Here is a 13379-nt window from a genome sequence, read left to right as displayed (position 1 = left end):
TTTTTTTGTCATCCTGACGAAGGAAGGATCACACTAGAAGCTCCGCAATCTTTGTCACCAATCTTTGTAGAGTTACGAGTGTGATCCTTCCTTCGTCAGGATGACAAACTAGGCGATAAAACTTAGAATCTTAGAACCTTAGCAGCTTAGGATCTTTTCACTCAACTGGAATCTTCAAATATTCCCCTTTAAAACTCTGGTTCAACGCCGTCATTTCAATCGGATTGCCAGAACCGTCAGGGATAACCTCTATAGAAGCTTTTCCGTTTGCCATTCTAATAGATTCACTTCCCGTTGGTGTTCCTTGGTTTTTTAATGTTTTTCCGCCTTTTAGACATTGAAAATAGACACTCGCTTCATAATCCAAACAGCGTAAATTGTTATTGTCAATTGCAATTGCCGTAACCAGATAATTGCCGTTTTTTAATTTTTCCGAAGACAATTGAAGCGAAGAAGCAGTATCATTTTTATTGAAGCGATAATTGACTTTTATCGTATCAGAAACCGTTTTTCCATCTTTATTTTTACCAATGGCAATTAAAACGTTTTCTCCTTTTTTAAAATTGACATCCCAAGTTAAACCATTTGCAGGATAAAGGGAAAGATTACGCTGTTTTTCTCCCAAAGATTTCCCATCATGAAATAGCGTTACTTTCTCGCAATTACTGAAAACACTGATTGTTCTTGGCGTATTTTCTGGACCTTGACGTTCCGTCCAGGTATGCGATTCGATGTAAGCGAAAGGTTCTTTTGCCCAATAACTTTTAAAAACATAATATGCGTCTTTTGGAATTCCGTTTCGATCCGTAAGTCCTTTTTGGTTCATATATGGAATATCGTCTTCTGGACGTAGCGGCGTTGCAAAATCCTTAAATGCCCATTGAATATTTCCCACAAACGTTGGGTCATTCTCGGATATATGCAAATGCCAATCAAACAAATCAACTATATAGTTTTCGCTCCAATCGCCAATTTGGGCAATGTTAGCCACTTTAGTCTGTACAATAGCTTCTTCCCATCCTTCAGCTTTTATTACATTTTCGCCCGTTACAGGATTTTCGCTGTGGCGCCCAACATGACTGTCTCCGCCATACTCGGCATGAATAAAATGCTTGTATTCTTTTTTGTAGACATCAATTGCTTTTTGGTAGCTTTTATAACTTCCAGAATACCAACCAGACCAGATAGAGGGAGAGAAGATATCTACAATATGAGATCCTTCATAATATTTTCTGATAGCCGTTTTTCTTGTCGGATCAAGTTTATGAGCAATATCATTCAATTCATTTAAAAACACATTGGTTTTATCTGCGTTATCTCCATCAGGAAAATCTGGAAGCCAGTTGATTTCATTTCCTAAAGACCAAATTATAATACTTGGATGATTGTAATTTTGATTGATGATTTCTTCCAGCATGTTTTTGGTGTTGGTTTTCCACACTTCATTTCCAATTCCGCCACGACACCAAGGAAGTTCATCCCAAACCAAAAGTCCAAGTTCGTCGCAAGCTTTATAAATTTCAGGATCTTGCGGATAATGTGCTAAACGAACAAAATTAGCGCCCATTTCCTTAATCGATTTCATATCAGCCCAATGCTGTTCGTTGCTCATAGCAGCTCCAACTCCAGCTTGTTCTTCATGACGGTGTGTACCGCGAATTAATAAACGTTTTCCGTTAAGGTAAAACGGACCATGATCTTTAAATTCAAACCATCTGAAACCTACTTTTTCAGAAACACTATCTCTAATTTGATTTTTTTCTGATAAAACAGCAGAAAGTCGGTATAAATTTGGTTTTTCAGTATCCCAAAGTTCTGGGTTTTTGATGTTTTCGAAAGTAATTGTTGAAGTTTTATCTGAAACCAAAACGGTTTTACTTGCCACTTTTTTCCCTTTCGGGTTTTTTAAAGTTATCGTCAATGATAAATCTTTTGAATTCTCAGGGTTCACAAAAGTAGAAACAATTTGCACCGAAGCTTTTTTAGCAGAAACTTCAGGAGTTGTAATTTTTATATTTTCGATATGATTTTTGTATTTCGAAACTAGCCACACATCACGCGTGATTCCGCCATAAATAAAGAAATCGCTTTTTTGAGATGGAATAATTTCAATATCATAACTATTATCCACACGAACAAAAATATCGTTGTTTCCTTCTTTGATAAAGTTGGTAATGTCTATTGAAAAACCAATATAACCACCAATATGCGAACCAGCTTCTTTTCCGTTTACATATACTTTTGTGGTTACATTTGAACCTTCAAAGTATAATGAATAAACATGGTTTTTATCGATTTGCGCAATATTTAATTTCTTCTGATACCAACTGGCATCGCGTCTGTATCCTGGATAGAGGTCGGTTGCATCTTCGGCATTCCAAGTATGCGGTAAGTTTAAAGAAGTCCAGTTGGAGGCTTTTTGCGCTTCGTTTAGTTTTTGAGTGTCATTTTCTAAATAAAGCCAATTGTCATTGATGTTCATCTTTGTCTGAGCAAAACTGCTGCTCAGACAAATTTGAAACAAAACAAAAAGCGCAAAAATTGAAAATGTATTGTGTTGATATTTCTTCATGTGTGTTTAGGTTCAGAGGTTCAAAGGCTCAAAGATTCCAAGGTTCAGTAGTACAAAGGCAAAAAAGCTTTGCTACTTTGTTACTTTGTCACTTTTTCTTAATAGAGCTTCCAAAAAATAATAATCGGCATAGATTATAGGTTCGTCAATTTCATCATGTTTTGGCCAGTTTCCTGTACTGTGATCAAATAGGAACGGTGCTTTAATTTTAGTATCTAAAATATAGTTATCCGTTTGTACCGAAGCCATCAGTTTATCGGCGAAAGCCAGATAACTGTCATTTTTGGTATAACCATGCAATTCATATAAAGCAGATGCCATCACCATTGCAGCCGAAACATCGCGCGCCGAATTTGGAATACTAGGATCTTTAAAATCCCAATATGGAATTCCGTCTTCTGGAAGGTTTTTATTCGTCATAAAAAACTTTGCCGTTGCTTCGGCTTGTTTTAAATAAGCAGGATCTTTTGTATATCTGTACGACATCGTAAATCCGTAAACTGCCCATCCTTGACCTCGTGCCCAAACCGAGTCGTCATTATAACCTTGAAGTGTGGTTTTCTTTCTAACTTCGCCTGTATTTGGGTTATAATCGATAACGTGGTAACATGAATTGTCTTCTCTAAACTGATTTTTCAAAGTTGTATTGGCGTGTTTAATTGCAACATCGCGGTATTTTGGATTTCCAGATATTTTGGATGCTTCAAAAAGCAATTCCAGATTCATCATATTGTCGATGATAACTGGATAATCCCAAATTTCTTTGTTGAAATCCCAAGAACGAATCGAACCCACTTTTGGATTAAACCTTGTGCATAAAGTTTCAGCGCCTTTAACAATTACCGCTTCGTATTCTTTCTTGTTTTCCACTTTTAGAGCTTCTCCAAAACTGCAAAACACTTTAAAACCTACGTCATGCGAATTACTATTGACACTTTCTTTTTTGCTGAAAGGAGTCCATTTTTGAGCTTGTTCTTTATATTTTGAATCGCCTGTTAATCGGTACAATTGCCAAAGATTTCCAGCAAAAAAGCCGCTTGTCCAATCTCTCGACGGCACTTTGCGAATCTCAAGAGTTTTTATATTCATACTTCTCGGCATAGATATAGAATCTACCGGATAATCGAGTAACATTTTGTAACGCGTTTCCAGTTTTTCTGTCGCTGCTGAGGTAGTTTTTGTTTGAGTATTAATTCCGGATTTGCACGCCGTTACCAGCGATGCAAACCCAAGAATTAAAGAAATGAAACTGACATTCTTCATATTAAAATAATATATGTTTTAGTAGATACTGAATGAATTTCTAACACATAGAAACATAGTTATAGATAACCTAAAAGGCGTTTCACTTTATTCAAATAAACATAGCTATGTGTTAATGACTAGTCATTTTCTTCCGCCTATTATTAAAAAAAAATCTATGTTTCTATGTGTTTGAAAGCATATTCAGTTAATATTTTTTTAGACGCGGATTGGACGGATTCGCTTTCGCGAAGACGCTGATTTGTACGGATTTTTTTATTTCACGCAGATTTAAGTGGATCTTGGCAGATAAAGCAGATTTTTTTTAATCAATTTTAATCAGCTTAAATCTTTTTAAATCTGCGTGAAACCTAATTATACACAACGTGATTAAAAATCCGTTGCAATCCGCGCTTTTGCGATAGCAAACCCGTTTCATCCGCGTTCCATACTATTAATAACCAGGATTATTTGGTTTTAAATTTGGATTAATAGCCAACTCTGTTCCAGGCAGCGGCCACAAATAATCTTTGTTTGGATCAAAATTAGCATGTGGTTCTAAGCCATCTGGGCCAAATACTTCGGGTCCGATTTTAAGTCTTTTAATGTCGTACCATCTTACATATTCAAAAGCCAACTCTAATCTTCTTTCATCAATAACCATTTTTCTGAAATCTGCCTGAGATAAGCCTGGAGTTACATTTGCTGGAAAAGAAACTAATTTACCCGCTTTGTTTCTTGCTCTTGCACGAACACGGTTTACATAACCATTAGCTTCTGTTGTTCCCGGATTAATTTCGTTTAAAGCTTCTGCTGCCGTCAATAAAACTTCTGCAAAACGCATGGTAATGTAGTTGTGCTGAGACGTTCTTCCATTAGCACCTGCTTTTCCCGGAAAACGGAAATATTTTGCAATGTGTGGGCGTGGTGCTTTTTCATTATCGCTTGAAGGAAAGACTTGTAATGCTCCTCCCGGTCCGGTTTTCTTTCTGATAATGGTATCAAAACTTACCGCTCTTCTATAATCTCTCTGATCCCAAGTATTGAACACTTTTAAAGACGGAACGGCAACAGAGAATCCTTGTCCGTAGCTATAACTATCATCTTTTAAAGATCCAGTGAAAAACGCGGTATAATCCTGACCGTAATTTCCTGATGTTAAGTTATTAAAGTCAATTGTGAAAAGTGGCTCTTTTAAAGTAGCTGTTTTAGTAGCGTTAAATAAATCCTGAAAATCAGCATCCAAACCTAAACCAAATTTAGCTTCGTTGGTAATTACAAATTTTGCTTCATCATATGCTTTTTGAAAATTTCCTAAAGTCAAATAAACAGACGCTAAATATCCTGCAGCAGTACCTTTTCCAGGAACAGCTTTTACTTTTGGTTTATCCTCCAACCATTGTTTCGCAAATTCTAAATCGGCAATAATTTTTGGATAAACATCTGCTTCTTTTGTTTTTCCAATCGAGTTTACCTGATTCACATCATTCACCACAAAATCAACATATGGAATATCACCAAAAAGGCGCACTAAATGATAATAAGCAAAAGCTCTTGCAAAATACGCTTGAGCTGCAATAGCGTTGACTTTTGCTGGATCGCCAGGTGTTTTTTTAGCACCTTCAATCGCCTGATTTGCGGCTGTGATAATTACATACGATTGAGGCCAAAAGTTTGCCACAAGCGCGTTGGTATCATTCATTGACATATCGTTTACATCAATACGAGCCGCTTGCGTTGTTCTGTCGCCAATATCAGACATGTCGTCACGAAGCATAAGGGCAATTGTAAATTCTCTTCCCCAATAATTATTGTGACCAATGTTGGCAAATGCACCGTTTACAGCAGCCTGCAAATCGTCTGTATTATTAAAAAAGTTCTCTGGACGAATAATTCCTATTGGTTTTTCTTCTAGATCAGAACAGCTAAAAAACGCCATTGTTCCAAAGCAAAGAAGAGCTATATATTTTTTCATAATTGTTTTAGATTAAAATTTTAAATTGAATCCTGCTGTAAATGTTCTTACGTTTGGATATCCTCCATAATCCAATCCTAAATTGGTATTACTTCTAGAATTCGTGTCGTTCAAGTAATTCGTTTCAGGATCTGTTCCTGGATAATCAGTAATGGTCCAAAGGTTTTGTGCACTGATGTAAAAACGAACTTTGCTTAATCCCATTTTAGAAACAACTTTTTCATCTAAACTATATCCAATAGAAACGTTTTTTAAACGGATATAACTTCCATCATAAACAAATCTTGAAGTGATTCTTTTAGTTCTTGCTGCATTTGCAGGAACATTTGTATCGGTATGGGTTGGTGTCCAAGCATCTAAAACTTCAGTTGTAGCATTGTTGTTACCAGAAGCCAATTCCATCAAAGTATAGTTTAAGATTTGACCTCCTTGCGAACCTTGAAAGAAGATATTCAAGTCAAGATTTTTATAAGTGAAATCATTGTTGAATCCGAAGATGAAATCTGGGTTTGGATTTCCGATGATTGTTTTATCTTGAGAATCCAATTTTCCGTCACCATTTACATCTCTAAATTTTTCACCACCTGCAACAGTTTCAAAGTTTCCTGGTAAAACCGCTTCACCTTGCTGAATTACGCCATCATAAATAAATCCGAAGAAAGAACCTACTGGCTGTCCAACTCTTAAAATTTGCGATTCTGTTGCTAAGAAATGCCCAGGTGCAGAGTTGATTAAAAGATCTTTGTTATCAGCCAATTTTAAAACTTTGTTTTTGTTTGAAGAAATATTAAAGTTTGTTGACCAAGTAAAATCAGAACCAATAAAGTTTCTGGTATTAATTCCTAATTCCCATCCTTTATTTTCTAATTCTCCCACGTTTTGAAGCTGAGAAGCAATTCCTGAAATACCTGGAAGCGGTCTGTTGAACAATAAATCTTTGGTAATCGTTTTGTAATAATCTGCTGTAATACTGATTCTATTATCAAATAAACCTAAATCAATACCATAATCCTGCTGATAAGACGTTTCCCATTTTAAGTTCGGATTGTCTAATGAAGTCAGCTGAACCGAATTTGTAATTACATCACCACTTACGTAATAGATTTCAGAAAATCTAGAAAGAGTAGAGTAGGCACCAATTGAAGGGTTTCCTGTTGCTCCATAACTAGCTCTCAATTTTAAGTTTGAAACCGTTTTATTGTCTTTTAAGAAGTTTTCTTTACTGATGTTCCATCCAATGGCTCCAGAAGGAAAAGTTCCGTATTTGTAGTTTTTACTAAAACTAGAAGAACCGTCTCGTCTTGCTGTAAATGTCAATAGATATTTGTCGGCATAATCAAAATTCAACCTTCCAAAAGCAGAGATTAATTCAGTTTCAGATAAGCCAGAATCAGGTTTCAAGAAAACAGTTCCGGCACCTAAATTTCTGTATGAATTCGTATTCGTCAAAAATCCTCTTGATGCAGCATACGAATTTTCGTTTTTGTTTTTCTGGTAAGAGTATCCTCCAAGAACTGTCAGTATTCCTTTGTCGATAATTTCGCGTTTGAAAGTCAAATAGTTCTCTGTCAGGAAAGACGAAAATCTTGTGTTGTTTACAGAAGCTTCTCCTTTGATGTTTTTTCCGGCAATTAAAGTGGAAGGAATAAATCTTCCTGTTTGCGAATTATTATCGGTTAAACCTAAAGTAGTTTTAAAATCAAGATCTTTTGTAATTTGGTATTGAGCGAAGAAATTGTTTCGGTTTACGATAGAAACAGTTTCCAAAATATTTTCCATTGCCGTTGCGTATGGATTATCAATATCGTCACCAATTGGAGCAGTCGTTGTATAAGTTCCGTCTGCATTGTAAATTCCTTTATCAGGCATAAAACGATATGCAGAAGCAATTACACCTGCAGCACCAGTTCCTCCAGCACCTGTCTGACTTACGATTCCTTCTTTGTTCTGCTTGCTTGTAAAAGTGTTTAAACCTACTTTAAATTTTGGAGTTAAATCGGCCTCAAGATTTCCAACAATCGTGTATTTGTCAATTCCAGAATTGATTACAACTCCATTTTGGTTGAAATACGTTCCAGAAACATAATATCTGATATTTTCAGATCCGCCTGAGAAAGACAATTGCGTATTCGAAATCATTCCTTCACGATAAATCTCATCTTGCCAGTCTGTATTTGCAGGACCTTGCGTGTGTGTAGTAAAACTTTTTCTATAAGCCGCAAATTGATCTGCATCTAATAAATCTAATTTATTATTTACGGATTGAATAGAAGTCGAATTGCTAAACTCAATTACTGGTTTTCCTGGTTTTCCTTTTTTAGTTGTTACCATGATAACTCCATTAGATCCACGAGATCCGTAAATGGCAGTTGCCGAAGCGTCTTTTAAAACTTCAATAGAAGCAATGTCCTGAGGAGCTGGCATAGAAACACCTGCAAAGCCATCTACAACAATCAAAGCATCTCCGCTCGCGTTAATAGAAGTTCCTCCACGAACTCTAATTTTTGTAGGAGCTCCAGGTTCGCCACCATTATTGGTCATTACCGAAACACCCGCTGCACGACCTTGTAAAGCTTGTTCTGCATTTAAAACAGGAAAAGCTGTCAGTTCTTTTGCCGTTACAGAAGATACAGAACCTGTTATGTCGCTCTTTTTACGCGTTCCGTAACCTACTACAATAACTTCGTCAAGCGCTTTTGTATCTGGTTTTAAACTTACATTGATAACATTTTTGGTTCCAACTGGAACTTCAACCGTTTGAAATCCTACGAAATTGAAAACTAAAACAGCATTTTTCTCTCCTACAACTACAGTATAATTTCCGTCCATATCGGCAGAAGCGCCTACAGAGGAGTTTTTGATATAGACATTAGCACCAGGAAGCCCAAGCAAATCTTCGCTGGAAGTTATTTTTCCAGTTACTTTTCGTTCCTGTGCATGCATCACGATATTTACCAGTAAAAAAGATACTAGAAAACACCATTTAAACGATTTGTTTTTGTGGTTTGTAAACATTCATTTTTTGGTTTTAAGGTTAATAAGTTAGATAAAGTAGAAAAGCAATAAACTCATTCCGATTATGATGATGACAAAGAAAATTTGCAGCAATAAGAATTTTGTTTTTTTGATTTTCATATCGCAAATGTAGAAGCCAAGAAAGAAATAGAAATACAAAAAAGGGTATCTAAAAATACAGATAACCTTTTTAAAGCCTTTAAAAATGCGGATTTATTAAAATACAGTAGAAGATTTATAAAATTTGTCGGCGTATTGAGATGGAGTTTCACCGTACTTTTTCTGAAAGCATTTGCTAAAGTATTTCGGATTGTTGAAACCGACTTTATAACTAATTTCAGAAACGGTTAATTTGTTTTGTTCTAATAATTGAGCCGCACGTTTTAATCTGATTTCATGTATAAATTCGTTTGGCGTGCAATTGGTCCAAGCTTTTATTTTTAAGAATAACATCGTTCGGCTTACGCCTAATTCTGAACAGAAAAACGGAATATCGAATTGTTCGTTTGAAATGTTTTCTTCTACAATTTTGAATGCTTTTTTCAATAATTCTTCATCCAGAGAAGAAACCGTAATTTCTGACGGAATAAAACTGTCTTCACTTGAAAATTTGATTCTCAAACGTTCCGTTGTATTTAGAAGATTTTTAACGCGAAGCCTGAATTCCATTAAATTGAATGGTTTACTAATGTAATCATCGGCACCGCTTTCTAATCCTTCAAATTTGTAAACTAATGACGATCTCGAAGTCAGCAGAATAACCGGAATATGGCTGGTTTTGATGTTTTCTTTGATTCGTGAACACAATTCAGTTCCTACCATTTCTGGCATAATCACATCGCTGATAATCAGATTTGGAACAAATTTTAAAGCTTTCTCTAAAGCAATTTTACCATTTTCGGCTTCGATAATATTGTAGTCTTTTTTGAGCAGGTTTTTCATGAACTTTCTCAAGACTTTATGATCTTCAACAATTAAAATCGTTTGTTTTTCTTCGTTTACAATTAAATCTTCAATGTCATCATTTTCTACAATTTCTGAAGTTTCTAATTGAGCTGCGTATTGTGCAATATCGTCACTGATTTTAAAATCAGGAATAATTTCGTTGTCCAGAAGATGTTCACGCCCAAGCGGTAAAGTCACTTTAAAAATAACTCCGCCAGAAGGTTTATTGGTAACATCAATTTTTCCTTTATGAAGTTTAACAATGTTTTTAACGATAGAAAGTCCGATTCCTGTTCCTTTATTGTAATTTTTCTGAACCTGATTATGTGTTGGAACTTCAAAAAACAGATCGAAAATTTTATCGATATGTTCCTCGGCAATTCCTACACCCGAATCTTCAACGGCGATAAACAGATTCTGCTGGTCTTGATTGATTTTAATTTTGATCGAACCGCCTTTTGGAGTGTATCTAAAAGCATTTGAAATCAGGTTATAAAATACGCGTTCCAGTTTATAGCGGTCAAAATAAAGCAGAATTTCTTCGTTTTCAGTTTCAAACGTATAATCGTATCCGCCGTCTTTGGCATATTCGATAAATGAAAGAAAGATTTCTTTGGTAAATTTGACAATATTTCCGTTTGCAGATTCCAGCGTAACCTGATGATTTTCCAGTTTTCTAAAATCCATTAAACGGTTAATCAAACTCAAAAGATGATTCGCGCTTCCTTCAATAACCAAAAGTTTTTTATACATTTCGTTGGTTCCGTTGTAATCGGCTAAAATTTGTTGTAACGGCCCTAAAATCAAAGTTAAAGGCGTTCTAAATTCATGCGAAATATTGGTAAAGAAATCTAGTTTCAGCTTGTTGTTTTCTTCAATACGCTGCGTTTCCAGATATTCCAGTTCGAGTTTTTGTTTCAATCTCGCTTTCGATTTCATAATCCAAATCAGGCCATATAAACCTAAACCAATTATGATTCCGTAAAGCATAAATGCCCAAATACTTCGCCATGGAGCAGGATTTACAATAACGGTTAAAGTCGTTGGAGCCTGATTCCAAACGCCGTCATTGTTGGCGCCTCGTACTTCAAACGTATAAGTTCCTGGATTTTGAATCGCAAAATTAGCTTCACTGTTTTTAGTAGTTGTCCAGTTATTTTCCAAACCAACCAAACGATAACTGTATTGGTTATTTTTGGATCGAATGTAATTTGGAATCGCAAAACTGATCGAGAAATTTGCCTTATCATAATCCAAAGTGATCGTTTTAGTATAGCCGATGCTCTGTTCTAAGATTCCGTCTTTATCATGCGCATTTACTGTCTCGTTTTTAATTTTCAAATCGGTAATTAAAACCTGTGGAGCATACTTATTTAAGGAAATTTTTGTGGCATCGAAAAAAGTTGCACCCGACGGACTTCCAAAATAAAACTGATTGGAACCTAATTTTAAAGCCGAATTATCGTTGAATTCATTACTCGCCAAACCATCTTTCTGATCATAAATTACAACCGATTTTTTAATTGTATTGTACTTGATAATTCCCTGATTAGTACTGATCCATAGGTTTTTATCATCATCTTCTAAAATCGAATGTATAGAGGTAATAACCGTATTTCCAATTCTAAGATTGATTCTGGTAAACTTTTTTCCATCAAAAACATGAAGCCCTTTGGCTTTTGTTCCTACCCATATTTTATTTTGAGAATCTTCAAACAAAGTCAAAATATCATCTCCCGACAAAGCCGAATGATCGTAAAAGAAATGTTGTATTTGGTATTTCTTAGAATCAAAATTTTGAAGCGAAATGCGATTTAAACCATTTTGTGTTCCGAGCCAGATTGAATTTTGTTTGTCGATCAAAATACTGCGAACCATATTATTGGTTAGAAAAACAGGTTTAGAAGTGTCATTTCCAATAATTTGGAAGGTTTTGTCTAATGTGTTGTAACGAATTAAACCTTTGCCAAAAGTTCCAATCCATAAGATTTTATTTTCAGCTTTAAGAGAATAAACACCGCTTTCTTTCAGTAATTCGGTTAAATCAGTTGCAATTCTATTATCTTCCATTCTTTTTGAAATGGTATTGTAAGCCGATAATCCCTTCGAAAAAGTTCCAATCCATAAAATATGATCGTCTGCAAGACACATGGCCTTGATATCATTTTTATGAGTTTGTCCAGTTTTACTATTGATATAACTTACAGCTTCGGTAGTTGTATTGTAAATGCTAATTCCACCGCCTTCAGTTCCAAAATAAATGTTTTGGTTTTTATCTGCAATAATCGAACTCACCACATCAAAACTCATCGGAATCTTTTTCGAATTCTGATTGTAATTGGAGAAATTGACATTCGAAACGTCCCAAAGATTTACGCCTTTGTAATAACAGCCAATCCAGATAGAACCTTTTTTATCCATAAAAATAGATTTTACTTTGTCGATTCCGTTGGCATTATTGCTATTATTGATTTTTTGAATATTTTTCTCTTTACCTAAAATATAAATTCCGTCATAAGCGCCAACCCATAGAGAACCTTGATTGTCAATCACTAAAGAACGAATATCGGTATTGATTTCGCGGTATTTTTCAGCCGGTAAAAAAGAAATAAAAGCTTTTTCTTTTAGATCGAATTTTAAAAGTCCTTTGTTTTTTGTCCCAACCCATAAGCTGCCATCTTTGTCCTCAATAACCGATTGAACGTTTAGTAAGTCAGTTGTGTTTAATGGATAATTTTTAAAAGATAATTTACCATTTTTTCGACTGGTCAATTGGCATAAACCTTTCGTTGTTCCAATCCAGATTTCGCCTTTTTTAGTTTTTAAAATGCTCAGAATATTATTGCTTGGAAGAGTAGAAGCATCATCATCGGAATGAAATACGGAAGTAAATAATCCTGATTTTTTATTGAATATCGTTAATCCTTTTGAAGTTCCGAACCACATTTCTCCTCCAATTTCTCTCATGCTCCAAACTGCATTATTACTTATAGTATGATTGGCTTTGGTGTGAAGATATCTTGTAAAACGATTCGAAACAGGATCATAGCAATTTAGTCCGTTGTAAGTTCCTACCCAGATTTTTCCTGAATTGTCTTCTTCAATAGCCAAAATATCATTGTTGCTGATCGAAAATTTATCTGCAGCATCATTCCTGAAAATCGTAAATCGGCTTCCATCATATTTGTTTAAACCATCACGGGTTCCAAACCACATCTGCCCAAATTTATCCTGATGAATGGCAATGACAGAACTCTGCGAAAGCCCGTCTGTCGTAGAGAAATTTTTAAGACGGTATTTATTTTGGGAAAACAAATTCCCTAAAACAAATACAATTGCGAGAAAAGCTATTTTATATTTCATAGCGTTTATTTTTAGTTTCAAAGTTGCAAAGGAGCAGAGATGCAAAGTTTTTTTAGTTATGATTTAATCTCGCAAAGTCGCTAAGACGCAAAGGTTTTCTCATTTTTGTCATTTCGACGAAGGAGAAATCTTCGCAAGTAGCTCCGTACAGAATTTCGTCAATCTTTATAGAGTTACTCGTGGAGATTTGCTTCGCTTGTTTGCTATCGCTTGAGTCTCCTTTGTCGAAAGTGACAAACTATACTTAATTAATGATTAAAATGAACA

At 35.3% G+C, this 13379-nt stretch carries 5 protein-coding genes; all 5 read right to left on the bottom strand.

Annotated features, from left to right (window positions below; translation table 11 throughout):
* Window positions 1–157: 157 nt before the first annotated feature.
* The 5 genes from QLQ95_RS23355 to QLQ95_RS23335 all read right to left on the bottom strand — a co-directional run bounded on the left by QLQ95_RS23355 (window position 158) and on the right by QLQ95_RS23335 (window position 13112).
* A complete protein-coding gene (locus tag QLQ95_RS23355) occupies window positions 158–2572 on the bottom strand; it encodes a glycoside hydrolase family 2 protein (RefSeq protein WP_095930754.1) in 2415 nt (804 codons plus the stop codon).
* 72 nt (window positions 2573–2644) lie between these two features.
* On the bottom strand, window positions 2645–3835 hold the full coding sequence (locus QLQ95_RS23350) for a glycoside hydrolase family 88 protein (protein WP_428238072.1): 1191 nt from the start codon (window positions 3833–3835) through the stop codon (window positions 2645–2647).
* Window positions 3836–4268: 433 nt separating this feature from the next.
* Window positions 4269–5789, bottom strand: coding sequence for a RagB/SusD family nutrient uptake outer membrane protein (locus QLQ95_RS23345; protein WP_250836416.1), 1521 nt, complete (start codon window positions 5787–5789; stop codon window positions 4269–4271).
* Between the two features lie 12 nt (window positions 5790–5801).
* Window positions 5802–8804, bottom strand: coding sequence for a SusC/RagA family TonB-linked outer membrane protein (locus QLQ95_RS23340; protein WP_482501926.1), 3003 nt, complete (start codon window positions 8802–8804; stop codon window positions 5802–5804).
* Between the two features lie 216 nt (window positions 8805–9020).
* The gene (locus tag QLQ95_RS23335; protein WP_482501925.1) at window positions 9021–13112 is read right to left on the bottom strand and encodes a hybrid sensor histidine kinase/response regulator; all 4092 of its coding nucleotides are present in this window, start codon (window positions 13110–13112) and stop codon (window positions 9021–9023) included.
* Between the last annotated feature and the right edge of the window lie 267 nt (window positions 13113–13379).

This window comes from Flavobacterium sp. B330r (assembly GCF_056824325.1).
This window is presented reverse-complemented; position numbering and strand designations above follow the sequence as displayed.

What these genes read in the sequence shown, in the direction of transcription:
- QLQ95_RS23355 (WP_095930754.1), bottom strand. Translation starts at nt 2,572, where the DNA reads ATGAAGAAATATCAACACAATACATTTTCAATTTTTGCGCTTTTTGTT.
- QLQ95_RS23340 (WP_482501926.1), bottom strand. Translation starts at nt 8,804, where the DNA reads ATGTTTACAAACCACAAAAACAAATCGTTTAAATGGTGTTTTCTAGTA.
- QLQ95_RS23345 (WP_250836416.1), bottom strand. Translation starts at nt 5,789, where the DNA reads ATGAAAAAATATATAGCTCTTCTTTGCTTTGGAACAATGGCGTTTTTT.
- QLQ95_RS23350 (WP_428238072.1), bottom strand. Translation starts at nt 3,835, where the DNA reads ATGAAGAATGTCAGTTTCATTTCTTTAATTCTTGGGTTTGCATCGCTG.
- QLQ95_RS23335 (WP_482501925.1), bottom strand. Translation starts at nt 13,112, where the DNA reads ATGAAATATAAAATAGCTTTTCTCGCAATTGTATTTGTTTTAGGGAAT.